Source organism: Bifidobacterium sp. C0047B3, from assembly GCF_056590535.1.
Genome location: NZ_JBWPWH010000004.1, coordinates 96,842 through 122,091, shown reverse-complemented (window position 1 = coordinate 122,091; position 25,250 = coordinate 96,842). Strand labels below are relative to the sequence as shown.

Below are 25,250 nucleotides of genomic sequence, written 5' to 3'. Positions count from 1 at the left end.
TGTTAATGTGCTAGTCAATATTTTAGCAAAACAGTGCGCACAAGCTTCTTTTCTTTAAAGAACTGTAAAGTTTATGCCACATTTCAAGTAAAAATAAGATTCAATTTATTGCAGAATCACCTATATTTACAATCCACGTATCGCAAGCTCCTGCATTTTTAAAAGCTTCACTCACTCGCTTAGCAGCATCCTCACTATCAGCCAGCGCAATTACGCATCCTCCGCCACCTCCGCCAGTAAGTTTTGCACCCAACGCACCATGTTTGCAAGCAGCATCTACCAAGGCGTCAAGTTTCGCAGTACTTACGCCCAAATCCGCCAAAATACGGTGTGCGAAAGTCATTTGCTTACCCATATTTTCAATACGACCAAATGCCAAATCATCTTCTGCAACAGACGCAATCTCCCCCAATTTATTGAGCTGCGCTCCAACTTCAACAGGATTCGATTCTAAACGAGAACGCAAAGCTTCAACTGTTTCGCGAGTCATTCCTTTGCATCCGGAATCCGCCAAAACAAGCCACGCACGCATGTTAATTTCCATGCGATCAAAACAGCCACGACTAAAACGCACAGGCCAGGAAGCAGCAGTTGCAGTGGCATCCAAGCCTGAAGAACGTCCATGAGCCACGCACTCAGCAGTCTGCGTCAACTTAAAAATCTCATCATCGCTAGCTGCAACGCAATAATAGTCAAGAATCGCACGAATTACAGCACCGGCAGCAGCCGCAGACGAGCCAAGACCTCGTTCTGCTGGAAAATCAGACTCGGTAAAAATGCGCAAACTCTCACCGCTCCACCCTGCAAACTCTAGCGACGCGCGGATTGCTGTTCGTATGCTATTAAAGCGCGTAGGGATTTCGGAAAGTTTGCCAGTAAAGTCAAGGCACGAAAGAGTTATATGTGAATCGAGATTCGTCGTAGGTACTAAAGATTCGCGCGATGCAGAAGGTAAAGATTCGCGTGATGCAGAAGGTAAAGATTCGCGTGATGCAGGTGCTAAAGATTCATTGCAACTAGTTACAACAGCGCGCATACGCAAGTTTTTAAGCGGCAAAGCTATTGCAGAATGGCCATAAACCACGGAATGTTCACCAAAAAGAATAACCTTCGCGCAAGTTTCGCCATAACCTTTGTGATTGCTGTATTTTATTGCGTTTTCAAGATTTGCACTTACGGAAGGTACGCTTGCAAGATTTGCGCTTACGGAATTTTTACAAGCATACTCTTCGTCATTGCGAATAGCAGATATGCTGGCATCTTGCGCTTTTGCGTTCATACTAAGCTCGTCAGCCAGTTCATATTTGCTTTTCAGCACAGTTTGCTTCTCCTTTATAATTCGCAATTTTCCAACTGTTCTAATTTAGTCGAGTAGAACTTAAAAAACTACGTTACGCACGTGACACTTACAACACATTCACATTTGGAAAACGGCAGAAACTGTGCAGCTGTGTAAAGAAAAAGTCGTTTGCTCGCGAAAAAACGGCAGAAAGTTTACGCGAGTGTAAAGGAAAAGTCGGATACGCGCGAAAATGCGGCAGAAAGTTTACACGAGTGTAAAGTTTTGGTCGGATACGCGCCAACAAACGGCAGAAACTGCGCAGCTGTGTAAAGAAACGGTCGGATGCGAGCGAAAAAACGGCAGAAACTTTACACGCTTGTAAAGAAAAGGTCGCGCGGGGAATAGAAATGTAAAACCGACCAGCGCGTACCAATAAAAAAACTCTGCGCAGCATCGCAATGAGAAAACTCAATGCAACACAAACGCAGAGTTAATGCTTAAGTTCAATCCACATGTATTACAAGCAAGAAACCACTAAAAGCAGAAAACCACTAAAAGCAAGAAACTGCTTGCTGCAACATGTTTTGTAAAATTCACAAAGCTACTTACTCAGCCACAACCTTAACAGTGAAGGAAGCGGTGATTTCTGGATGCAACGTTACGGTTGCTGGGAACTCACCAGTGGTCTTAATAGTAGCAACCTTAATTGCGCGAGCCTCAACTTGAGCCTTGGAAGCCAAAGCAGCAGCAATCTTATCGGCAGAAACGCCACCGAAAAGCTTGCCGGATTCGGAAACCTTAGCAGAAAGCTCCACAACGGTGCCTTCAATCTGAGCCTTAGCTGCAACTGCCTCTTCACGAGTGGCAACAGCCTTGGCAAGACGAGCGCGACGCATTGCTTCAATCTGGGAAGCAGCACCCTTGTTCCATGCAAAAGCAAGACCCTGAGGAATCAGGTAGTTGCGTGCATAGCCAGCCTTAACTTCAACAACGTCACCAGAGTGACCGAGGTTGGCAACAGTCTTGGTAAGAATAACCTTGGTTTCAGCCATATTCCTATCCTCTCAATCAGCGACCGGTAGTGGCGTAAGGAAGCAAAGCCATTTCGCGAGCATTCTTCACTGCCTTCGCGATCTTGCGCTGTTCCTGCACGGTTACGCCGGTGATACGACGGGAACGAATCTTGCCGCGGTCAGAAACGAACTTGCGCAGCAAAGCAACGTCTTTATAATCAATTTCAGTAATCTTGGCAGCCTTCAAAGGATTTGGCTTCTTTTTGAAAGGCTTGACCGGTGGTTGCGGCCTTTTGCGTGACATAAGATGTCCTCTCTCAAATCCGTTATGCTTTTTGTTCGCATAACATTTAACTGATGATGTATTTATAAGGATTAAGTAAGCGCGTAAATAAGTGCATAAATAAGTGCGTAAATAAATGCGTAAATAAGCAAATAAATACGCTATCTATAGCTCAACTAAAACGCTAGAACTCAGGTTCTTCAGAATCGCCACCAAAATCAGAATTGGCGCCGAAAGTTGAAAAACTATCGTTTGTTGGCGCAGCAGCACTCCACGGATCAGCCGCTGAAGAACTTGCGGCATGCTGAGAAGCGGCCTGGCTAGCAGCATAATTTGCTCCGCCAGCATAACCTGCACCAGCAGCTGCATTTGATGCACCAGCTGCATTTGCCGCACGCGAGCCACCAGCAAAACCTGTTGAAGAGCTTTGGCGGTTAACTTGCGCAGTTGCATAACGCAAAGATGGACCAATTTCGTCAACTGTAAGTTCAACAACTGTGCGATTAGAGCCGTCTTGCGCTTGATACGAACGCTGCGACAATCTGCCTTGAGCAATCACGCGCATGCCTTTGGAAAGGCTGTTTGCACAATGTTCTGCCAAGTCTCTCCACGCTGAGCAACGCATAAATAATGCAGGCCCATCCTCGAACTGATTCGTATTACGATTAAACGTTCTAGGTGTGGATGCAATGGTAAAGCTCGCAACAGAAGCACCGTTGGAAAGTGCCCTTAATTCAGGATCCGAAGTGAGATTTCCCACGACGGTAATAATTGTTTCACCTGCCATATCGTGCCTTTTCTTTCTCGCTTTACTCGTAATCGCATGTTAGCTAGCAATTACTGGCAATTTTGTGCGCAACTTATGCGCGGTTGTTTACGTATTTATTTAGCTTAACTATTTTTTATTTAATTCACTAGAGCTTACTTAGTTTTGCTAGTTTTTACTTAGCGTCCTTGCGAAGAATCTTCGTGCGGATCACAGATTCGTTAAGGTTCAAAACACGGTCAAGTTCGTCACTTACAGATGGCTCGGCAGTGTAGTTCACCACAACGTAGTTACCTTCGGTTTTGCCTTCAATTTCGTAGGCAAACTTGCGGCGACCCCAGTAATCGGTACCGTCAACGGAACCGCCCTCGTTGGTGACAAGCTCAAGATACTGCTCGGTCAACTTCTTAAGACCGTGCTCATCCAGCTCAGGATTTGCAATGAACATCAGTTCATACTTATGTGCAGACATCACCCACCTCCTTCGGACTATCGGCTGTGGACCTTCCACAGCAGGAGTGTGTTTGCAAAATATGCGCGATATGTTTGATGATAAGCACCAAAACCGCACACAACTTTGCTATTTTACAGCACGCTCGTGACGACGGGAATTACGCGCTTAAACGATGGTGTCAGGCGGCAGAAAGTTTACAGCGGTGTAAAGGAAAAGTCGGATACGCACTAAAAAGCGGCAGAAACTGTGCAGCGGCGTAAAGAAACGGTCGGGTGCGCGCGAAAAAGCGGCAGAAACTGTGCAGCGGCGTAAAGGAAAAGTCGGGTGCGCGCGAAAAAACGGCAAAAACTTTACGCGCGTGTAAAGAAACGGTCGTTTGCGCACCAAAAAGCGGCAAAAACTTTACACGGGAGTAAAGTTTCGGTCGGATGCGCGCGCAAAGTTCCGCAGCACGCGCACGCATAGGCTATTTCCCAATAATTCTAGGTACTCCAACAGCTGCAAGTTTCTTCTCAAGCTTCCTAGGATCAAGAATATCCGAGTAATTAAAGCGCACGATTTTATTTACGCCGCATTCCTTCATAAGCAATACCTCACGTTCCGCTTGTTTGTCGATATTCTTATGAATAACACTCTGATTTCGCGATTCGAATAAATTTTTATTGTCTTCTGAAGAATTAAGATTCACATTCTTATATTGCGCATCATCTGTATCAATGTAGTATTTCGAATACCCGTCAAACTCCCCAACAATCAACTCCCCATTATTCAGACTCCACAAAAAGTCGCAACGATACTTCAAATTTACATGTGGAATCTCAAACTCACGCTGTAATTCTGGTATCATAAATCCCAAATTAATCATTGTTCCCCGAGCTAAGGATTCACCAGCGTTCTCGCTAAGACCATTTGCAAAGAAGCAAAGCTTACATAATTTAGCCAACTTTTTTTGTTCGCACTCAAAAATTTGCTCAAAAGACAATGAAAAACTAGTCCCACCATTCGTTTTTGCATAGTTTCGCAAGTCATCCAAATAAGCGTAATTCCTTGTATGATGGCGTTGGTTTTTATGCAAACTGCTATTAGCGCACATTTCATTATTTGCAATCTCGCTATTACAAGCGACGTCACTCAAGTTATTTTTGTAATCGCAGTTATTCTTGCAATTATAATTATTCTTGTAATTACAGCTATTCTTGCAATCGCAGTATCGGCTTCTGCAAATTTCGATCACTCTGCTTAAATTCACATTATCTCGCGCTGCTGAATCGAAAATAGGCAAAGCAAATCTAAATGAGTAATTATTAGCAACGTCAAACAACATGGTGCTTTTATCTACCAAGTGACTTTTTATTTCTTCAGTCACGCAATCGCTTGCATGTGGAAGCTTCATTAATTGTCCAGTACTGTTATTCTCACGCGTTAAAATGCGGACATCGTCGCTCATACCATTCTGTTCGTAACCTGCGGAAGGGATAACTTTCAGTTGATTGTTATACTTGTTTGATTTTCGCTTGTTGCTTCGAATATAAATTTTAATATCTTTTGCATCCGCACAATTCTTCTTTTTGCTAAGAAAAGTATTATCATAGCAATTTTTTTCGCTGTCATAATCTTTCATAACTTGATACCCAAGAAGTGCCGAGGCAGTCGAAGCTGTTAATTTACAATCGGGGTTCGATTCAATAATAGATAGCGCAATATGACGTATTTTTTCAGCTTCGTAAAGACTATTCCAATATTCTTTACGCATGTAAAGATTTTTGTACACGCGCACAGCTTCTCCACGTTGCGACGACCTTTGAACTGCTTTTCTTTCAGCATTAGTTTTCGGGGCGAAGCAACGCTTATTTTGTTCGCTATTCGAAAATAAATCGTTTATATAAAAATTACTCATAATGCAAGGTTATTAAAGCATTATTCGTGCGTAAATAAATTTTTTGCATTGTGGATAAAAGGTAGGGAAAGAAGGAGCGGAATTGGAAGAACGGCAGAAACTGTGCAGTCACGTAAAGGAAAGGTCGCGAAAAAGCGGAAAAACAGCAAAAACTGTGCAGCGGTGTAAAGGAAAAGTCGCGAAAAGGCGGAATAGCGGCAAAAAGTTTACACGAGAGTAAAGAAACGGTCGGCTACACGCGAAAAAACGACAGAAACTTTACGTGCGGGCGGACATAAGGCACAGACAGAAAGTGCGGAACCGGAAGAAACGGCAGAAACTGCGCAGCTGTGTAAAGGAAAAGTCGCGAAAAGACGAAAAAACGGCAGAAAGTTTACACGAGAGTAAAGTTTCGGTCGGATGCGCGCGAAAAAACGGCAGAAAGTTTACACGCGTGCGAACAGAAGGAGCGAGCAGGATGTGCAGACAGGATGCGCAGACAGAAAGTGCGGAAACGGAAGAAGCGGCAGAAAGTTTACAGTAGCGTAAAGTTTCGGTCGGATACGCGCGAAAAAATGGCAGAAACTGTGCAGTCGTGTAAAGGAAAGGTCGCGAAAAGACGGAAAAACGGCAGAAACTTTACAAGCGAGCGAGCAGAAGGCGCGGACAGGATGTGCGGACAGGAGGCGAAGAGGACAAAATTGTTATAAAAAGGGTTATAGGTCAAAAAAAACTTAGTCTAGCGCACCTTTTAGCACACTAGACTAAGTAATTCACAGTAAAATCGACTCAACGATCAACCAGTAAGCTAAAGCTTAAAATGATTCATCGCTGAATCAGCTTTTAGCTTAGTGACGGATCTTGCGAAGAGCAGCACCCATGCCAGCAAGCACAGAAGCAGCAACAGCAGCCATAGCTACAGCAGCACCACTCTTAGGAAGCTGAGCGGCAGCAGAGGCAGATGCACCGTTTGCGTCAGCAGCAGCATTGTTCTTGTTGTTCTGCTGAGCAGAAGCCTTGCTCTTATCAGCACCCTTCTTAGCAGCAGCCTGAACAGCAGGACCGAACTTACCACTCACAGCAGCAGCATAAAGCTCAGCAGCACCTGGAACAGGGTTGAAGCTCAAATCCAAAGGATCAGCAGTCTTAACTGGTGGCAACAAAGCTGGGTTCACGCCAGCAGCGACAGCTGCATTGTAGGCATCCTTGTAAGCCTGCAAAGCCTTGTTGTAAACATCCTTAGCTTCAAGAGCAGCTTTCTTAGTGTCATTGTACTTAGTCTCAGCATCCTTATAAGCTGCATTTGCACGCTCCCAGTGAGCAGCAGCACGATCCACAGCATCAGATAAACGCTGTTCCTTAGCAGAATCATTCACGCCAGAAGTTTCGAATGCATCATAAGCAGCCTGAGCAGCCTGCCAAGCAGCATAACGAGCATTCAACTCAGCCTGAGCCTTACGGTAAGCATCCTTAGCGGCATAGAAAGCCTTCTTAGCCTTAGCGAAATCGTTATCAGCATTCTGCAAGGTCTTAGCGGCATCGCGAACATTATCAATGGCTTCCTGCTTCTTATCAGGATCTGGAGTTGCGCAAGACTCTGCATCCTTAGCAGCAAGATACTTATCACGAAGCTCGTTCACCTTAGTCTGCTGAGCATCCTTAGCAGTCTTAGAAGCAACATAAGCATTACGCTTAGCAGCAAAAGCACGAAGAGCAGTAGCCTCGCCAGCCTTAATGTCAGAATCAATTGCGTTATCGAAAAGTTCGATAGTAGTATCCGCCTTCACCTTGTAATAGGCAGCGACAGTCTTACCAGCTGCTGGTGTGATAGTTGGCACAGCACCAGTAGCATCCTCAGAAACAGTCATCGTATCCAAAACAGCTTTAGCAGCAGCATACTCATCGTAAGCAGCTTTAGTAGCAGCCTTAGCAACGCTCATGACTTGTGGATTAGCTGGGCAAGCAGCCATTGCTGGAGCAGCAAAAGCGAAACCAGAGAGGAGGGTGGCGCCAGCAGCGAATGCGGCGATAGCCTTCTTGTTCAACATAATATTTTCCTTTCTTCTTCTCCTTCGCACTAGGGTATGCGAAGAAAAATTTGCCATTTGCGGTTTCCCGCTAGTACCAGTGAACTAGGGATTCAACCGGTAACTGAGTTAAAACTTACCGCAAGCTCTCAGAAAACTCAACACTAAAATTCAGATTTCTAAGCGCCAAAAATACAAAAATCTTGATAAATATTAGTTGTATTCATTAAAAAGCAGAAATATTTACGGCATTTTTATATATTTTTTGATAAAAATTACACGACACGCCATATACTGGATTTTTTTAATGTTTTTTCAGCTTTCTTTAAGGTTTGAGTTTTGCGGTTGCTCCAAATGCCTTATAAAACAAGGGAAAACGCAATATTTAAGCATTGACGCGCTTTAAGCAAAACTAAGGCACCAAACACACATCAAACACCAAAAACAAACGCATCAACACAACAAAACACACACCAAACACAAAAAATGCCCGAGTAAACAAGTAAACAACTCACTCGGGCATTAAAATCAAACTTCGCAAAAACACTAATCAAGCAAATCGTCAGAATCTTCAGAATTTGCTAAATCGTCACCATTAGACGCATCAAGAACATCTCGCTCGTCAATAACAGGCGCCAAAACCAAATCCTTCACAAGCTCACGCGTGCGAAGCTGAGAATCAGCATCCAAACCATCGTCTGTAATAACAGTATCAACCTGATCAAAACGAGCAAACAGTGAAAGCGACGTGCAACTCCATTTAGTGTGATCCGTCAAAATAATCGTGCGATCCGCAATATCCATTAACGCCATATCCGTAGCAGCTTCCAAAGAGTTCGGCATAAGGAATCCGCGAGGAAGAGACACAGAGTGCGTGCCAAGAAAAACGGTATTCACACGAAGAGAAGCAACAACTTTATCTGCAATAGGCCCAACAAGCGAATTGGAACGCGTAATCACGCCGCCGGTAACAATAACCTCAACATCCTTCGACTCCAACGCTTGCACAAGCTCTGCAACAGGAATCGAATTAGTCAAAATCGTAATACCAGAAGCCCTGCGCGACTCGAGCAAATGTTGCGCAAACACATAAGCAGTGGTACCACCGCCAATAGCAATCACATCTCCAGGAGACACATAATCCACGGCCAAACGCGCAATTGCATCCTTCAAACCAATGTCCATCTGCGACTTTACAGAAAACAGCGGCTCCGAAAGCAAAGTATTAGTCGTTACAGCGCCACCGTGAACGCGCTTTAAAAGCCCGCGATCCGAAAGCTCCGCAATATCCCTGCGAACCGTCATAGCAGAAACGTTCAGCTCTTTAGAAAGCGCAGTAATGCGAACAGCACCGCGCGTACGGAGACGGCTTAAAATCAAATGTTGACGCTGCGAAGAAATCATACGAACATTATCGCACACGTTAACGCAAAAAACAAACGTAATTGAGCGTTTTAATGCCTTAAAACGAAAAGAACGCACATTTTGTTGTCAAGCAAAGCAGGTTTTGTGAAAAATCGCACAAAAACGAACGCGGGCTAAGTGAGGAAACGCACAAAATACGCTAAGAAACTACGCTAAGAATACGCCAAGTTAGGAAACGCACAAAAACACTAAATAATAGCGCATATAAAAATAATGCTCTACTATATAAATATGTACTACGTTTCTGAACATTCATTGCACAATGTCGTCAATAAAGCAACGACCGACCTTTTTACATTCTCATACAAACACATTATTAAACCGCATTTTGTTTTTAACATTCCTCCAGACGAAGCGCATGATCGCATGATTAATTTTTGCAAATTTAGCGAGCGCACTCCTGGATTAATGTGGCTTCTTCGCGAAATGCTTAACTACACAGACCCGGTGTTAGAAACTAAGGTTATGGGTGTGGATTTTGCGAACCCGTTTGGCTTAAGCGCGGGACTAGATAAAAACTGCCAAATGGCAACCGTACTAGACAACGCAGGCTTTGGTTTTGAAACAGTTGGCTCTACCACGAGCCGACCATGCGAAGGAAATCAAAAACCTTGGTATCATCGCCTTCCAGAATATGACTCTATTCTTGTGCACGCAGGACTAGCAAACGATGGCAGCGAAGCTGTTATTGCACGAGCCGAAAAAGCTTGGACGCACGCAAAGTCTATGAATATGTCTATTTCTATTGCGCGCACAAACGACGACTTAGTTGGCGACTTGGAAGAAGGAATTGAAGACTACCATATTTCCATGGAACGCGCAGCAGGAAGAAGCTCAATAATTGAAGTAAATATTTCATGCCCGAACACTCGCGTTGGCGAACCGTTTAGTCAGCCGGAAGCGCTTGACAAATTATTCACCGATCTTGACACTATTAAGCGACCTCAGCCAACGTTAGTTAAGATGCCGCTTAATTTGCACGGTGGTTGGGAGCAGTTCAAGTCTTTGCTTGACGTACTTGCAGAACATAAAGTTGACGGAGTAAGTATTGCGAACTTGCAAAAGAATCGCGCAGGACTTGACGTTCCGCAAGATTGGCAAGGAGCGCTTTCCGGAGGTCCTACATACAGCGCAAGCAACGATCTTATTCGACGCACGCGCAAAGCTTTTGGTGAACGCTTTGCTATTGCAGGCATTGGCGGAGTATTTACACCAAAGCAAGCATATGAGAAGATTCGCTCAGGCGCTGACTTGGTTATGTTTATTACGTCACTTATGTACAGAGGACCGCAGCAAATTACGACGCTGAAACGCGGACTTGCGGATCTTTTGAAACGCGATGGCTTTGAGCATGTTGCAGACGCAGTCGGTGCTGATTTGAACTAGCAGTGCGGATTTGCACAGTGCGGATTTGCACAGTGCGTATTTGCACTAAAAATGACCCTTACTTTGCTCACAATCAAGTAGCATAAGTAAGGGTCTTTTTGTAGAAACAGCACAAAACAACTTAGTATTTAGCAAGTTAACTAACAATTACGAGTTGACAAATGCCGTTTAATAATTATCAGTTCCCGAATTGTTATAGTCGTCGCGACGAGCAGTGCCGTACTGATCTTGCGTGTTCTTTTGCTTCTTAGCTTCTTCCTGCTGTTCTTGCGCTGCCTGCTTTCTAGCGTCTTCATCTCGCTTTTGCTGATCAGTTTTAACAGTAGTTTTAGGCATACCAGGCAGAGTTCCGCCGGCAGTGTACTTTGGATCAGGCTTGCCGTAATCGTTATCAACAGGAATGTTAGCAGCCTTCAAATAGTCGTTCATAAACTGTTTCCACGCTGGCGTTGCAATATACATACCGTACCAAGCTGCCATTGTGCGACCGTTAATAGTCATACCATTAAAGCTTTTTTGCGATTCAGCGTTACCAACTGCCACAAACGAAGCAACTTGATAAGGCACAAAACCAGCTGTAGTCATGTAGTACTGCTCGTTAGTACCAGTTTTTGCGAAAGTCTTGCGACCGCCATCAAGTTGTGTAGTTGAAGCCTCGCCGCCAGGTTGCACAACACCCTGATTCAGCGCATAAGCAGCAGTTTGAGCGATTCCCTTTGGAATTGCTTGATGGCAATGTGCACTAGGAACTTTCAAACGCTTACCGTTTTTGTCAACAACTCGCTTAATAGCAATAGGATCACATGCCACGCCATCAGCGCCAAGAGTTGCATACACATTCGCCACAGTTAAAGGCGAAGCTTGCACAGAACCAATCGTCATAGGCGGATTAAGCGAGTTAGCAGAATACACGCTCTCCTGACCAAGAGGCGAATTGTGGTAGCCAAGTATGCGAGCAGCATCCGCTATAGAGCACAGCTTAATTTGCTGAGCCATAGAAGCCTGAGTGGTGTTATGCGAGCGCACAAGACCTTGCAAAGGAGTTTCCGGATTAGTTGTGCCACCACCAGAGTTTTGAACTGACCAACTGCCAACTCCGCGGAATTTGCTGCAATTAAAATCAGCATTGTTGTAAAGCATAGAAGTGCGAAGAGGCTGATTAATTGACTTTCCAGCAAGCATCCACGCAACCATATTAATTGGCTTCCAAGTAGAACCAATTTGCCAACCGAGACCGCCACCATCTCGCTCATCGACAGCATAGTTCAAAGCAGTATGCGTAGGATCTGATTTTGCAGCATCCGTAGCATCATAAATACGATTGCTACCAAACGCCAAAACTTCACCAGTTCCAGGCTTAATTGCCGCAATTGAAACTTCAAAACCGCTCTTATCGTTTACAGGAATCGTATCCTTAGCAGCTTTCATAGCAGCCTTGCTAGCACGCAAATCCATAGTTGTGTAGATATCAAGACCACCCTCAGTAAGCAACTTTTCGCGCGCAACAGCAGTTTTACCAAACTCGCGAGAGTGCAAAATTTTCTTCGTCACGTAATCGCAGAAGAATGCTGCATCACCTGCAGCTTGGCAACCAATCTTGGAAACTTCCCTCTGTATGTTAAGAGTGCTTTTAAGAGGAATAACAACAGCGGAATCATGCTCGCTCTTAGTAATAAAACCTTGGCGAAGCATTAAATCAAGAACAATATTGCGCTGCTTTTGCGCTTCAGGCTGATTCGCTTCAATAGAAGGATCGTAATGCGAAGGATTCTTTGTAATTGCAGCAATAGTTGCCGATTGAACAAGATTAAGTTTTGCAGCGCTCGTATTGAAGTAGCGGTGAGCTGCAGTTTCTACGCCGTAAATATTATTGCTACCGAACTGCGCAATATTTAAATATCCCTGCAAAATCTCAAGTTTGGAGTATTTTTTCTCCATTTGAATTGCAATAAGCATTTCGCGCAATTTACGAGCAATAGTGCCTTCAGAAGCGTGGTACTCAGCTAAAGGATCGTTATTTTCGTGAGCTTTAATCATAAGCACATTTTTTACATATTGCTGAGTTAAGGAAGAGCCACCTTGCATATCTCCCTTTTTAACGAATGTTTGCACGAATGCGCGAATAACACCTTGCATATCTACGCCGGAATGCTCAAAGAATCGACGGTCTTCACGAGCAACCATTGCTCGCTGCATATATTGCGATATGCGTCGGAGCGGCACTACAGTGCGGTTTTGAGCATAAAAAGTTGCAATAATAGTTTTGCCATCAGAAGCGTAAAGTCGCGATTTTTGCGGCAAAGCAGTTACGTCAAAATCGATGCCGTCAACGCGAAGTGAAGGCACTACTGTTTTCACTATGCTATTCACGCTCATTACGCCAGGAACAAACATAATACTTGTTGCAACACCTCCTGCAACACACAAAGTGATGTAGGTAAGGAACAGCGCTAGCACACGGCGAACAGTCAGTGAATTCTTTTTCGGCATGCGTACTATTCTAAAGGTTTGCCTCTACTTGGAAACCGAGATAATAAACATTCGCGCTTTAGCGCTCAGCTCGACGGATAAGCATGCCAGGCTTATAAATAATAATTGACCTGCCTTGGCGCATAATCCAGCCTCTGTTTGCAAAATCCATAAGTGCTTTGTTAACTGTTTCGCGCGAAGAGCCAACAAGTTGCGCAAGCTCTTCTTGCGTCAAATCATGCGGCACAAGCAAGCCGTCACTCATAGGCTCGCCAAATCTCGAAGCTAAATTCAGCAAAGTCTTTGCTAAACGAGCAGGAACATCCATAAAAACTAAGTCGGAAATTCGCTCATTATTTGCTCTCATGCGCGCTGCAAGCACTTGAAGCATATCTACTGCAACACTAGGGTGATTGTTTAGCCAATTGAATAACACGTCATTTTCTAGCCATAAAACTCTAGTGTTGTTTGTAATAGATATTGCTGAAGCTGTACGAGGACCGCCGCTAGGATCAAAAACTGGAATTTCGCCTAGAATTTCGCCAGGAGTGTGAATACTTAGCAATTGCACACGATTGTCGTTTGAATGACGAACTAATTTAACTCTTCCACGCTCAAGCAAGTACATTCGATGGTCAGTATCGCCTTCATTAAAAATTGCCGAACCTTTTTTAAATGTCGACTCTTGCAAATACTGCATCAATTCTTTTACTTGATCAGCTGGAACTTGCTTAAACAATGCGGTATGTTGCAGTGAAAATTCATCGCTGTCAACGCTGAGTGTTGCCATTGCTGCTCTACCCCTTCATTAAGCAATAAGTAGATATCTCCATTGAACTACCTGTATGCGGATGAGCGCAAACGCAAACGAAAAACGCAAGCGAAAAACGCACATCACCTGACCTATGATATCACGAAAGACGAGGAAACGACATTTACTTTACGCCGCTGTAAAATTTCTGCCGGATTAAGTCGCACAGGCGGCATAAACTGCGCACGACTGTAAAGTTTCTGCCGCTTTTTAGCGCGTAACCGACATTTATTTTACAGTCGCGTAAAATTTCTGCCGCTTTTTGGCGCGCAAACGACCAAAACTTTACACAGTTGTAAAGTTTCTGCCGATTCCACTAACTATTTATGCCCATAACATGCAAGCACCACGCGTTTTCATAAGCTAACTCCTGCCATTGCCTGTACCTGCCAGAAGTGCCACCGTGACCGCCGTCAGTTTCAATACGAGCAATTGCGTCAACACCAGAAGCTTGCAATTTAGCGAGCCATTTCAAAGGTTCCGTAACAAGCACGCGCGTGTCGTTAATAGAGGATGTGATTAAGATTTTCGGAAAATCAGCTAACTTTTTGCGACCCTCTTCCGTTTTTGAGCAAGGCACATTTTCGTAAGGAGTATACGATTTCATATAAGCGTAAGCTTCAGGATCATCGAGCGGATTCCCCCACTCATCCCACTCCGTTACAGTAAGCGGCAAAGAAGAGTCGAGCATAGACGTAAGAGCATCTACAAAAGGCACGTCTGCTTCAATTCCTGCATAACATTCCGGAGCCATATTTGCTATAGCGCCCATAAGCAAGCCTCCTGCTGAACCACCGTTTGCAACAGTATGGCAAGCTGAAGCAAAACCAGCTTTTTGCAAAGCACGCGTGGCATCAACAAAATCTTCAAAAGTATGCTTTTTATTAACGCGCCTACCCTGCTCATACCACGCGCGGCCCATTTCTCCGCCGCCTCGCACATGCACTTGCGCATACAACACACCGCGATCCAGCAAACTCAAGCGACCGACAGAAAAAGTAGGGTCTGAACTAATTTCATACGCTCCATAGCCAGTAATAAACATTGAGTCAGTTTTAGAAATTTTATCCGGACGCCACACAAGAGACACTGGCACACGCTCACCATCTCGAGCAGTAATCCAAACGCGCTTTTCAGCATAATTGTGCTCATCAAATTCGCCTAAAATTTTACCTTGCTTGAGCAACACATCTTCGCCTGTTAAAGGATCCAACTCGCGAAGTTGACCTAAAGTTGCGTAGCTGCCAAAAGCGTAACGCATATGCGGAGCTTCGTACGAAGGATTTCCAGTCATAGAAATACTAAATAAGCGATTATTGTTGATTTCTTCTTGTGAAATATTTGCGAGCGCAGCGCGTGATTCTGCTTGCGCTTGATCCGCAAGTTGATCCGTGAGTTGAGAAGAAAGTTGATCCGCAAGTCGATCCGTAAATTGATTCGCAAGCTTAGAAGAAAGCGGTCGCACTTCGCAAAAACGCCACGGTTTTGCTTGCAAAAAATCTTCAGCAGCGCGCTTTTTGCTCATTACAGCCAAATGCGGCAAACCTTGAGAGCGATAAGCTAGTGCCACATAATTTTTGTACATTGACAATCCGCTTATGCTCAATCCAACTGCATTTTGCAATATTTCAGGATTTTGAGGCGAATTATAAGGCTTTGTAATAGGCTCACTTCCGGCACCTTTTTGCCAAGCATCTCCCTGCTCGCAACCATAAGGAGAACCCGAAGCAATACATACTCCATCCGAAAGCTTGTACGTTACATGCTCATCAAACTTGCCGGAATTTCCTCTCATGTCAATAATGTCAATTTCAAAATTAGGATTTTTAGCGTTATGGCACACAATCGCAATTGGAATATCTTCACCATTTTCGCCAGCATTCTCAAAGCAAGCGAAAGAAATATCGTATTCCACTCCCTCAACCGGCTCAATAACCATACGGAATTCGCCCTCAGGATTGCTCAAAGGAAGCATAAGCACACGCGACGTAGTCTTTGAACTACTACTGATCATCATGTATCGTTCGTCAAAACTTTCATACACGTCAACAAAAAATCGCTCGTCAGTTTCTTCAAAAACTTTTACATCGCTGGAAACTTTAGTGCCGACCTTATGCCTCCAAACTTGATAAGGACGCCAAGCGTCATCAAGCTTTACATAAAACACCCATTTTCCATCTGGAGAAAGTGAAGCAGAAGCAAGATTTTCCCACGATTCATCCAACTGCGACCAAGAACATGTTTTTGTAGAAAAGTCACGAATAAAATAGTTAAAGCGTTCATCGCCTTGAGTGTCGACACCGTACAGCATTCGCAAACCGTCGGTGCTCAAATCCATTCCACCGACTTTAAAGAATTTGCCACCAGAGCGCTCAGATTCAAGGTTTGCATCAAATAAAATTTCTTCACCATCAGTTGCGCCAGGTTTTGCAGAATTGTCGATAGTTGGCGGATTCCAATCGTCACTATTTTCGACTTTCATACGGCATTGCACAGCGTATTGTTTGCCTTTTTCAGTGCGCACGTAATACCAATAATTATTCATGCGCACAGGAACAGACATGTCTGTTTCTTGAACTCTTGAGCGCAACTCGTCAAATAATGTAGAACGCAAGTTTTCTAAGTGCTTCACACGCTGTTCAGTATAAGCGTTTTGACTATTGACGTATTCCATAAGCTTAGGATTATTGCGATCTTTCATCCAAGCATATTCGTCTATATAAGTGTCGCCATGAAATTCACGTGCCGACGGTATGCGTTCTGCTGCTTTTGGCTTTGCGAAATCTTGATTATTCATAGCTACACCTCTTTTAATTTTCATTAAGTATTTTCTTCAGCTTTTATATATTAGTAACGAAATATTTTCTGCAATTCTTTAATATTACAAAATTATTTTGCAATTATTTTATGCTATTTCGCAATCGCTTCCTCTATAAACGGAAGCATTACTTTAGCTAAATCTTTGCCTTGCGGAGCTGCAAAAAATGGCACGCCTTGCAAAGTACCAGCAGCACCTTCTGCTTCAATTATGCGCATTTGACTATCGTCAAAACCATCAAGACCATCAATATCACCAGAAAACTCGTTAGCATTATTTAATTTTTCGATTGCCATAGTAGGAATTTCTTGCGCATCTTCGCACGCACTGTCAAGAGCATCCGAAAAAACATACGCACGCTTAGACGCACTTAAAGCAAGCGCAAAATCACGAGATAATTTACGACGGAAATCCTCAACAGTAGCGCTCTTGCGCAATTGCCTAATACCTACTGCAAGCACGCGACCTGGATGCTTACGAATAATATTCGCATACGTTAAAGGATCCTTTTGACCATCGTCACCAATAAGCACAAAACGCATGCCAGGAAAATCATCCATAAGTTGAGTTGCAAATTCTAATTTATGCTGCGGTCCGTTTGGAATAAAAGTTTTAGGGCGTGGATCCAAATCACGAAGAAGAAGAGGACCCTCAGGAAACTTTTCGCGATCAATAAAGTGACGAATTGAAGCCTCAACATTCCACGGAGAAGTAGAAAGATAGAAAAATGGAATATCGTCACGCAAACGCTCTAAAGACTGGAAAAACTCAGACATCCCAGTAACTGGCGAACGATGAGCAGGATTCATAATAAGCAAATTATAAGCAGCGCGAATTGGCGAAGGCGCTTGAGTAACCATAATAGTGTCGTCAACATCCGAAATAACACCAATAGGAACATTTGCGTCAATAGCAAACAAACTCGCTTTTACAGGCTCACGGTCACTAACAGAATACGAAACAACGTGACGACCAGGCTCTAAAGCGCGCTCTGTAATTAAATCTAAATATCCTGCACGGTCAGAAATACAATACTCTGCACTGCCATCGCGCGAACCTTCAGGCTTATCGTATATTTCAGAATCGCCAATTTGAGCCGTTTCTACAGGAATACCGTCAATAGACAAAGCAACGCGCACGCGCACAGCAGGAACAACAAGCATCGCGTAAATTCCACGTTTTAGAGCAGAATGATGACCGAGCTTTGGAGCATACACAGTTCTGCAAATCAAGCGAGCATATCTATGCGTTCCATACCCAATATATGGCTCAACACTTGGAAACCAGCCAAAACGACGAGCAACACGACCAGCAAGACGCATCCACGTGCCGAAAATAGACGTAACAATCCTGCGACCAAAACGCACAATCAATGGCTTATTGTCAATACGCTCAGCTTTAGAAGGAGCGTCAAACAATGTTGCAGTAACATGCACAGGAATTGGCGCGCTGCTAATTCGTCTAGAAGCAGCTAATTTCGGAGCAGATTGTGGGCTTTGCACACACTCAAGATTAGAACGCGCAGAAAGTGAAAGTTCTTCAGCGCGTTCATCTTTGTTAAGTGAGTTACCCACAGATTCGCTCATTCGCGCACCGGACCATCCGGAGTCGTGCCAACAATTTGCACAATAGTGCCGCGTGGGCAATTGTCAAAAATCCAGTGAGCATCCTGCTCATACATGTTTATGCAACCATGAGAGCCATGATTTGCAGCATCGCCAGTTGCAATACCCTTATAATTCCAAGAAGCAGTGTGGAAGCCTTCTCCACCATGGTAATAGCTAACCCAACGCACTCCAGGAGAGAAGTAAGGAGAGCCATCGCCATTCCTACCGCGCATATCTTGTGAAGCATAACGCAAGTAAATAAAGAATGTGCCAGAAGCTGAATCATCAGCACCGCGCTTACCTGTGCAAACAGGGAATGTTTTTACAAGCTCATCATTCCTATATACAGAAGCCATTTGAGTTGTTTTGTCAACAACAATTCGCATTTCAACAAGCTTCTTCTCAACTGTGAACTTAGTGACTTTTGCAGGAACAGCCATCTTGAAATCATTGCCATTTCGCAAAGATTCTACAGCCTTTTTCGCAACATTATTGGAATAGTTAATTTCAACACCGTTAGAACCTTTAAGCGTTGTGAAAATAAACTTACCTTCTTTATCGATTGCATCTTCCTGATTAATTTTTTGCTGATTAAGCTCTTTTGGAAGAACTTGAGACAAATAATAATCTGCTTTATCTGCATCAATTGTGTAAGAAAGCTTACGGCGAGTCGTATCTGCGTTTACACTAATCCAAGACGCAATCGCTTCTTTTGGAACAGTAAAATCTTTGCCGTCGCCGTTGTTAAACGTAACTTTTTTCTCAAGAAGTTTATTTAAATCATTTACAAATTTTTGCGCTGCATCAAGCTTAATAGGAGCGTCAGTACGTCGAGATGTAACAGAAACTTTTACTGTTTTACCAGGGTGAGCAATTAACTTTTTTACTGCTTCGCGAACAGACATAGTTTCTATAGTGCGACCAGGTACGCCATCTTCTACTTTGAAAGATCCAGAATCCTTGTCAAAAACTGCGCTATAAGGCACAGCACGATCACTTTCACGAATAAACTTATGCAATAAGTACGAATCCAAAGCGGAATCATCGCGCTCAGCTTTCAAGCTCACAGTTTGATGAACCCAAGGCATAATGCGAGTAAATAAATTATCTCGCTTAGCATTCATAATAGCTTTTACAGTTGCGTTCTTATCAATCTTGACACCAAGCTGGCTCAAATCTGCATCAATACTATTGCCTTGATCGTCACTAATTTCTAATTTGCTATTTTCTACAGCATTCTGAACAGTTTTGCTTACAGCATCTTCCTGATATCCAGTGAGATTGCGCGTAATAGAAGCATCACCAAAATCAACACCTGGAGCAACTCGATTGTTGAAATACAAATGAAGTGCAAAAAATGCTGCAGCTAACAAAATAACAAAAATAAGAAGCGAATACATTAACGCCAATGCGGAACGGTTCGCACGATGTTTCTTTGCTTTCGGCTCCACTACTCTAAATGAATCGGTTGCAGTTGAGTCGGCAGGAGTTGCATTTTCATACACTCCATATGCATTTTTATTGCCAAACATGTTCTTCTTGTTTCCAGCAATATCGTCAACAATATCGTCAACAATATCTCTAGAAGTGTCTTCTTCATCTGCGACTTCGCCTAAATTATCGGCAAGAGTTCCCTCATAATTAACAGAATTATCAGAATCATCAACCATTTGATCTTCTGCATGACTTTGAGGAACCTGCATAAAAGCAACAGTATCGTCACTAGCATCATCAGGCATATTACTAGATGTAATATTGAAGGATTCATCTCCCTCAAAATTTTGCTGTAATTCAGCCATATTCAAAACCTCTGCTCAATAATTGTATGCGACAGACACGTTTGAATAGTTTATCACTAGCGACGCACGAAATTAGTATTAGCGATGAATAGGAGCATAAATGGCTAAATAACCGGATATATAAATGGCTATAAAATGCGCACGAAAAATGCGCGAAAGCAATCAAAACAATATTTATAAAAAACAATAAATAATATACAAATGTGTAAAAAACGTAAATATTCGCAATATGCCGAAAAATTTAGTATTGTAGAAAAAATAATGTGCAAGAATAGGAGGTATGCCAACTATGCCTATTCAAGCGACTATTGCTCTTATGATGGTTGTATTCGCGCTTGTACTCGCGCCATTCGTCATCATGATTGTTTCACGCGCTTTAAAACGTCATCATTTGGCAGAAAAACTTGCTAAACGACACGGCGACTCAGTGCATTACGCATTCATACTTAATCCTTCAAAACCGCAAGCGGAATCGTATCGCGAAAGTATTAAAAATTATTGCAAAGAACGCAATTTAACCTACGAAATTATTGATACACAGCTAGATAAAGATGGGCGCGAATGCGCTTTAGAAGCGCTTTCAAACGGAGCTAACGTAGTAGTAGCAGTAGGCGGAGATGGCACGGTTCGTACTGTTGCGAGCGCAGTAAGCGGTAAAGGTCATGCGATGGGAATTATTCCTATCGGAACTGGCAATCTTTTTGCTAGAAATATGGGAATTCCAGTAAACGACGTGGATGCTGCGTTGCGTGTCGCAACTTCTCACGGCTCTAGGCAGGTTGACGTTGGGCGCGTAACGATTCTCGACAATACAGAAGAAGATCATGGACACGCATTCTTAATTATTGCCGGCATTGGTTTTGACGCGTTAATGATTGACGATACTGATCCAAACTTAAAAAAGAATATTAGTTGGCTTGCTTATTTTGTTTCTGGCGTAAAGCATTTGTTTATGCCAAAATATCGCGCAACCGTCACCTTACAGCGTTCGAATGGCGACGAAAGCGTGCTAAAAGGATTGTCTTTCCACACACTTATGGCTGGAAATTGCGGTCAGATTCCTATGTTTTCGCTTATGCCAGAAGCAGCGTACGACGATGGCGTGCTTGATTTTGAGATTATTGACACTTCGGGCGGTTTAATTGGTTGGGCTAATTTGTTCCGAGGAGTAATACACCAAACGCTAACCGGGCGCGCGCTACAGCAGGATTCGCTTTCTGCAGGCTCAAGAATTGACCAAACGCAAGGTTTTAGTGCAGAAGTGCAATTAGAAAAATCTGCTCCAGTGCAAGTAGATGGCGACATTTTGGGCTATACGAAACATTTGCGCTTCACTGTTGACAAGCAAGCATTGTGCGTAAGAGTGCCAACAAGCGTAAAAACCAGCGTTGCTGTGAGCAAATAATATAAAATACAAGCACCGTGGCAAAATAAAAAATTATGGTAGCAAAAAATGCGGGAATGCCCGCCACCCCAGAAGATCTAGTCGACGTCGACGCTTTGGTTGGCGCTTACTATGATGAAGTTCCAAATTCCAACATTCCAGAGCAGCGAGTGATTTTCGGCACGTCCGGTCACCGTGGTTCTGCTTTGAAAACTTCGTTTAACGAAGCTCATATTGTGGCAATTACGCAAGCTATTGCTGAATATCGCAAAAAAGCTGGCGTAACTGGTCCTCTTTATATTGGTCGCGATACGCACGCTCTTTCTGAGCCTGCTCAAAAAACCGCTATTGAGGTTTTGGTTGCTAACGGAGTTCACGTTCGCGTGGATGCTCGCGGCGACTTCGTGCCAACTCCTGTTGTTTCTCAAGCTATTTTGACGCATAATCGCGCAGCCGACGGCACTCAGCGTTTTAGCGGCGACGGTTTGGCTGATGGCATTGTCGTCACTCCTTCGCACAACCCACCAACCGACGGTGGCTTTAAGTACGATCCTGTAACAGGCGGCCCTGCACCTGCAGATGTAACTAACGCAATTGCAGCTCGCGCAAACGAATTGCTCGACAATTACAAGTCCGTAAAGCGCGTACCTTTCGAGGAAGCAATCAAGTCTGACTTGGTTGAAGGCTTCGATTACCGCGAACACTACGTTAGCGATTTGGCTAATGTAATTGACTTCGATGTGATTCGCTCCAGCGGCGTGCGTTTGGGAATTGACCCACTCGGCGGCGCAAGCGTAAACTACTGGCCACTTATGAACGAAAAGTACGGCTTGAACATTGGCGTTGTGCGTCCAGAAGTTGACCCAACTTGGCGATTCATGACTATTGACCACGATGGCAAGATTCGTATGGATCCAAGCTCCCCTTACGCAATGAAGGGCTTAGTTGATCAGCTTAACGCTGGTGCTTGGGATAAGTACGATTTGGTTGGCGGCACCGATCCAGATGCTGACCGCCACGGTATTGTGTGCCCGAACTGGGGCGTTATGAACCCGAACCATTACATTGCAGTATGCGTGGAGTACTTGTTCGGCGGCGCTCGTCCGGATTGGCCAAAGAATACTGCTATCGGCAAGACGCTTGTGTCTTCTTCCTTGATCGACCGCGTGGCTGCTTCTATTAACGCAAAGCTTGTGGAAGTTCCAGTTGGATTCAAGTGGTTCGTTGACCCACTCTTTAGCGGCGAAGTTGCTTTCGGCGGCGAGGAAAGCTCCGGCATGAGCTTCTTGCGCAAGGATGGTCGCGTGTGGACCACCGATAAGGATGGTTTGATTCCTGATTTGCTCGCTGCGGAAATTACTGCAAAGACTGGCAAGAACCCAGCTCAGCTTCACCAGGATCAGGTTGCTCGCTTTGGCGAAAGCTGGTATAAGCGCGTCGATACCCCAACCACGCTTGAGCAGAAGCAGAAGTTCGCAGCTTTGAGCGGTGACGACGTTGAAGCAACCAAGCTTGCTGGCGAAGATATTACCGCAAAGCTTACGGAAGCTCCTGGAAACGGCGCAAAGATTGGCGGCTTGAAGGTGACAACTAAGAACAACTGGTTCGCTGCTCGCCCATCTGGTACCGAGAATATTTACAAGGTTTACGCAGAATCCTTCGTTTCTCCAGAAGCACTTGACAAGGTGCTTGAGGAAGCTACTGCTGTAGTCGACAAGGCTTTAGCGTAACGTAATAATCTTGCGTAAATAAAGAATCTACTAATTGCGCTGGTTGCAATCTGCAGCCGGCGCATTTTTGAAAGGTTTTGTCATGATTGTTGTTTCTACAGACGGTTCCGCGCTCGGAAACCCAAACGGTTCAATGGGTTGGGCGTGGGCAGACCACATTGACGAGTCTGGTAGCTCTAACGAACACCATCACACAGGCAATGCAGATGCTGGCGGCGCAACTAATGGCACAAATCAAATTGGCGAATTATGCGCAGTTTTGGAAGCTTTACGAGCACATCCTGGAAGCGAGCCGCTCACAATCGAAAGTGATTCACAATACGCTATAAACTGCGCAACTACGTGGATTCACGGATGGAAAAAGAACGGTTGGAAAAACTCTAAAAACGAGCCTGTTAAAAACTCTGAGCTGATTCGCGCAATCGACGCGGAAATTACTAAGCGCGAAGGTGCCGTAAAATTCGTGTGGGTTAAGGGACACGCAGGAAACGCAGGAAACGAAAAAGTTGATACATTAGCACGCGGATATGCGGAAGATTGCCGAAATGGTTTGAAGGATGGATACTTGCCTTTAGAAGGCTGGAAGTCGCTTCTTGCTTCTGAATATGCAAAAGGTACGAATGTGCCAAGTGATGCGAAAATGCTTTTAGATGGCAAAATTTCCAATGCAGAATATCATCTTGAACGCACAGTTGGCGAAGATATTAATCCTGATTTTTCTGCACAAAATAGTAAAAACGATAGTGATTTAACTGAATCTACGAATGAGTCAGCGCGCGAACAAACGCAAGAAGCAGAATGTGAAACAGCGCGCGAACAAGAGCGTGAAACAAAGCGTGAAACAAAGCGTGAAACGTTAGAAAATAGCGAAAAAGATGCACTATCAATAGAAAATGAACAAGATGCACACCAACAAGACGCTATAACTATTGTTCAAGAAGTTCCAAAAACAAAGCAAAATGTTACGCAAACTGCATCTAAAGCAGTTCAAGGATTAAGCGTTTCTGGCGTGCTGCAGTTTACTCCTCCGCCAAACACAAGCCCAAGTTTTAACGGCGAAGCGCGTTTTATTTCCGGCACAATCAACGTAAGCGGATACGTCGATCCAGACGGCACCTTGCATTTAGCTCCAACCGCCTTCTACCTAAATCAATGATAAAGGCATACTAAAAATCTGCACGCAGACTAATATGGAAATGTACGAAAATGAGGCACGCATAAAAGCACAAAGCCTCTCCCGCAAATAGCGATGGAAGTTCATCGGCGAACTCGGGAATAACAAAAACAAGAAAGCAGGAATAATGGATAAAGCACAACAAGATGCGCTTAAAAAGGCAGCAGGCATTGAAGCCGCGAAGATTGTAAAGAATGGAATGATGGTTGGTCTTGGCACCGGCTCTACAGTGCGCTTCTTGGTTGACGAACTTGGCCGCAGAGTTAAGGAAGAAGGCTTGAGCTTCACAGGAGTCACCACTTCTCGTCGCACGCAAGAGCAAGCAGAAGGCTACGGCATTAAGATTCTCGACATTAACGAAGTGGATCACATTGACGTTACAATCGATGGTTCTGACGAAGTTGACAAGAATTTCAACGGTATTAAAGGCGGCGGCGCAGCTCTTCTTTGGGAAAAGATTGTGGCTATTAACTCCGACCGCATCGTGTGGATCGTTGACGCAAGCAAGGTAGTTGATACGATTGGCAAGTTCCCACTTCCTGTTGAGGTGATTCCATTCGGCTCCGCGCAGGTGATTCGTAAGTTCGAAAAGCGCGGATATAAGCCAGTTTTGCGTCTTGATGCGGACGGCAAGGAAGTGCGCACCGACGAGAACAACTTCGTGGTTGATTTGCACATGGAGCGCATTGAGCATCCTCAGGAGTTGGCGAAGGATTTGATTGAGACTGTCGGCGTTGTGGAACACGGATTGTTCTTGAACATGGTTGACACGGTGATCGTCGGCGATCCAAACGGTCCTCGCACTCTTACGAACCCAAATAAGTAGCGAAACTAATATAAAAGTAGAGTCCGCAAACGCGGGCTCTACTTTTTTGTATACAAAAAAGCGCCGGAAAAACCGACGCTTCAAAAAAGTCTTACGTGCCTAAACGTTCAGACACGCATC

18 protein-coding genes are annotated in these 25,250 nt (G+C 44.2%); 5 read left to right on the top strand and 13 right to left on the bottom strand.

Going from position 1 to position 25,250, the window contains the following annotated elements; genetic code table 11:
- Positions 1 to 100: 100 nt before the first annotated feature.
- The 8 genes from mvk to AC1EKT_RS05335 all read right to left on the bottom strand — a co-directional run bounded on the left by mvk (position 101) and on the right by AC1EKT_RS05335 (position 9,105).
- Entirely contained in the window at positions 101 to 1,318 is a 1,218-nt protein-coding gene (gene mvk / locus AC1EKT_RS05370; RefSeq protein ID WP_481616162.1) for a mevalonate kinase, read from the bottom strand.
- 569 nt (positions 1,319 to 1,887) lie between these two features.
- On the bottom strand, positions 1,888 to 2,334 hold the full coding sequence (gene rplI / locus AC1EKT_RS05365; protein WP_004105397.1) for a 50S ribosomal protein L9: 447 nt from the start codon (positions 2,332 to 2,334) through the stop codon (positions 1,888 to 1,890).
- A 16-nt stretch (positions 2,335 to 2,350) separates the two neighbouring features.
- On the bottom strand, positions 2,351 to 2,599 hold the full coding sequence (gene rpsR, locus AC1EKT_RS05360) for a 30S ribosomal protein S18 (protein ID WP_004105399.1): 249 nt from the start codon (positions 2,597 to 2,599) through the stop codon (positions 2,351 to 2,353).
- A gap of 163 nt (positions 2,600 to 2,762) precedes the next feature.
- Positions 2,763 to 3,365, bottom strand: coding sequence for a single-stranded DNA-binding protein (locus AC1EKT_RS05355; protein WP_480033494.1), 603 nt, complete (start codon positions 3,363 to 3,365; stop codon positions 2,763 to 2,765).
- A gap of 154 nt (positions 3,366 to 3,519) precedes the next feature.
- Positions 3,520 to 3,816 (bottom strand): 30S ribosomal protein S6, encoded by a 297-nt coding sequence (gene rpsF / locus AC1EKT_RS05350; protein WP_004574062.1) that lies wholly within the window; start codon positions 3,814 to 3,816, stop codon positions 3,520 to 3,522.
- A 448-nt stretch (positions 3,817 to 4,264) separates the two neighbouring features.
- Positions 4,265 to 5,695, bottom strand: coding sequence for an AMP-dependent synthetase (locus tag AC1EKT_RS05345; RefSeq protein WP_481616163.1), 1,431 nt, complete (start codon positions 5,693 to 5,695; stop codon positions 4,265 to 4,267).
- 827 nt (positions 5,696 to 6,522) lie between these two features.
- Entirely contained in the window at positions 6,523 to 7,722 is a 1,200-nt protein-coding gene (locus AC1EKT_RS05340; RefSeq protein ID WP_481616164.1) for a hypothetical protein, read from the bottom strand.
- Between the two features lie 525 nt (positions 7,723 to 8,247).
- Entirely contained in the window at positions 8,248 to 9,105 is an 858-nt protein-coding gene (locus AC1EKT_RS05335; protein ID WP_064621441.1) for a DeoR/GlpR family DNA-binding transcription regulator, read from the bottom strand.
- A gap of 252 nt (positions 9,106 to 9,357) precedes the next feature.
- Here AC1EKT_RS05335 and AC1EKT_RS05330 point away from each other — a divergent pair, with 252 nt between their 5' ends.
- A complete protein-coding gene (locus tag AC1EKT_RS05330; RefSeq protein ID WP_415683311.1) occupies positions 9,358 to 10,512 on the top strand; it encodes a quinone-dependent dihydroorotate dehydrogenase in 1,155 nt (384 codons plus the stop codon).
- A 168-nt stretch (positions 10,513 to 10,680) separates the two neighbouring features.
- Here AC1EKT_RS05330 and AC1EKT_RS05325 read toward each other — a convergent pair whose 3' ends face one another.
- The 5 genes from AC1EKT_RS05325 to AC1EKT_RS05305 form a co-directional block, all read right to left on the bottom strand.
- Positions 10,681 to 13,002, bottom strand: coding sequence for a transglycosylase domain-containing protein (locus tag AC1EKT_RS05325; RefSeq protein WP_415689149.1), 2,322 nt, complete (start codon positions 13,000 to 13,002; stop codon positions 10,681 to 10,683).
- 58 nt (positions 13,003 to 13,060) lie between these two features.
- The gene (locus tag AC1EKT_RS05320) at positions 13,061 to 13,771 is read right to left on the bottom strand and encodes a Crp/Fnr family transcriptional regulator (RefSeq protein ID WP_481616165.1); all 711 of its coding nucleotides are present in this window, start codon (positions 13,769 to 13,771) and stop codon (positions 13,061 to 13,063) included.
- Positions 13,772 to 14,108: 337 nt separating this feature from the next.
- Positions 14,109 to 16,613 (bottom strand): S9 family peptidase, encoded by a 2,505-nt coding sequence (locus AC1EKT_RS05315; protein ID WP_481616166.1) that lies wholly within the window; start codon positions 16,611 to 16,613, stop codon positions 14,109 to 14,111.
- A gap of 89 nt (positions 16,614 to 16,702) precedes the next feature.
- Positions 16,703 to 18,196, bottom strand: a complete 1,494-nt coding sequence (locus AC1EKT_RS05310; protein WP_481616167.1) for an App1 family protein — start codon at positions 18,194 to 18,196, stop codon at positions 16,703 to 16,705.
- Complete coding sequence (locus AC1EKT_RS05305; protein WP_415689143.1) at positions 18,193 to 20,016, bottom strand: L,D-transpeptidase; 1,824 nt, start codon at positions 20,014 to 20,016, stop codon at positions 18,193 to 18,195. The genes AC1EKT_RS05310 and AC1EKT_RS05305 overlap by 4 nt, the downstream gene beginning before the upstream one ends.
- 280 nt (positions 20,017 to 20,296) lie before the next feature.
- On the opposite strand from AC1EKT_RS05305, the gene AC1EKT_RS05300 reads away from it, so the two are divergent.
- The 4 genes from AC1EKT_RS05300 (at position 20,297) to rpiA (ending at position 25,130) form a co-directional block, all read left to right on the top strand.
- A complete protein-coding gene (locus AC1EKT_RS05300; protein WP_481616168.1) occupies positions 20,297 to 21,421 on the top strand; it encodes a diacylglycerol/lipid kinase family protein in 1,125 nt (374 codons plus the stop codon).
- A gap of 35 nt (positions 21,422 to 21,456) precedes the next feature.
- Entirely contained in the window at positions 21,457 to 23,130 is a 1,674-nt protein-coding gene (gene pgm, locus AC1EKT_RS05295; RefSeq protein WP_481616169.1) for a phosphoglucomutase (alpha-D-glucose-1,6-bisphosphate-dependent), read from the top strand.
- 34 nt (positions 23,131 to 23,164) lie between these two features.
- Positions 23,165 to 24,286 (top strand): ribonuclease H family protein, encoded by a 1,122-nt coding sequence (locus AC1EKT_RS05290; protein ID WP_481616170.1) that lies wholly within the window; start codon positions 23,165 to 23,167, stop codon positions 24,284 to 24,286.
- A gap of 145 nt (positions 24,287 to 24,431) precedes the next feature.
- Positions 24,432 to 25,130, top strand: a complete 699-nt coding sequence (gene rpiA, locus AC1EKT_RS05285; protein WP_004105437.1) for a ribose-5-phosphate isomerase RpiA — start codon at positions 24,432 to 24,434, stop codon at positions 25,128 to 25,130.
- The last annotated feature ends 120 nt before the right edge of the window (positions 25,131 to 25,250 follow it).

Excerpts from the sequence above, each read along its gene's own strand:
- rpsR (WP_004105399.1), bottom strand. The coding sequence starts at position 2,599 with ATGTCACGCAAAAGGCCGCAACCACCGGTCAAGCCTTTCAAAAAGAAG.
- AC1EKT_RS05310 (WP_481616167.1), bottom strand. The coding sequence starts at position 18,196 with ATGAGCGAATCTGTGGGTAACTCACTTAACAAAGATGAACGCGCTGAA.
- AC1EKT_RS05300 (WP_481616168.1), top strand. The coding sequence starts at position 20,297 with ATGCCAACTATGCCTATTCAAGCGACTATTGCTCTTATGATGGTTGTA.
- rplI (WP_004105397.1), bottom strand. The coding sequence starts at position 2,334 with ATGGCTGAAACCAAGGTTATTCTTACCAAGACTGTTGCCAACCTCGGT.
- AC1EKT_RS05345 (WP_481616163.1), bottom strand. The coding sequence starts at position 5,695 with ATGAGTAATTTTTATATAAACGATTTATTTTCGAATAGCGAACAAAAT.
- AC1EKT_RS05335 (WP_064621441.1), bottom strand. The coding sequence starts at position 9,105 with ATGATTTCTTCGCAGCGTCAACATTTGATTTTAAGCCGTCTCCGTACG.
- AC1EKT_RS05325 (WP_415689149.1), bottom strand. The coding sequence starts at position 13,002 with ATGCCGAAAAAGAATTCACTGACTGTTCGCCGTGTGCTAGCGCTGTTC.
- AC1EKT_RS05305 (WP_415689143.1), bottom strand. The coding sequence starts at position 20,016 with ATGGCTGAATTACAGCAAAATTTTGAGGGAGATGAATCCTTCAATATT.
- AC1EKT_RS05320 (WP_481616165.1), bottom strand. The coding sequence starts at position 13,771 with ATGGCAACACTCAGCGTTGACAGCGATGAATTTTCACTGCAACATACC.
- rpsF (WP_004574062.1), bottom strand. The coding sequence starts at position 3,816 with ATGTCTGCACATAAGTATGAACTGATGTTCATTGCAAATCCTGAGCTG.
- AC1EKT_RS05330 (WP_415683311.1), top strand. The coding sequence starts at position 9,358 with ATGTACTACGTTTCTGAACATTCATTGCACAATGTCGTCAATAAAGCA.
- rpiA (WP_004105437.1), top strand. The coding sequence starts at position 24,432 with ATGGATAAAGCACAACAAGATGCGCTTAAAAAGGCAGCAGGCATTGAA.
- AC1EKT_RS05315 (WP_481616166.1), bottom strand. The coding sequence starts at position 16,613 with ATGAAAATTAAAAGAGGTGTAGCTATGAATAATCAAGATTTCGCAAAG.
- AC1EKT_RS05355 (WP_480033494.1), bottom strand. The coding sequence starts at position 3,365 with ATGGCAGGTGAAACAATTATTACCGTCGTGGGAAATCTCACTTCGGAT.
- pgm (WP_481616169.1), top strand. The coding sequence starts at position 21,457 with ATGGTAGCAAAAAATGCGGGAATGCCCGCCACCCCAGAAGATCTAGTC.
- AC1EKT_RS05340 (WP_481616164.1), bottom strand. The coding sequence starts at position 7,722 with ATGTTGAACAAGAAGGCTATCGCCGCATTCGCTGCTGGCGCCACCCTC.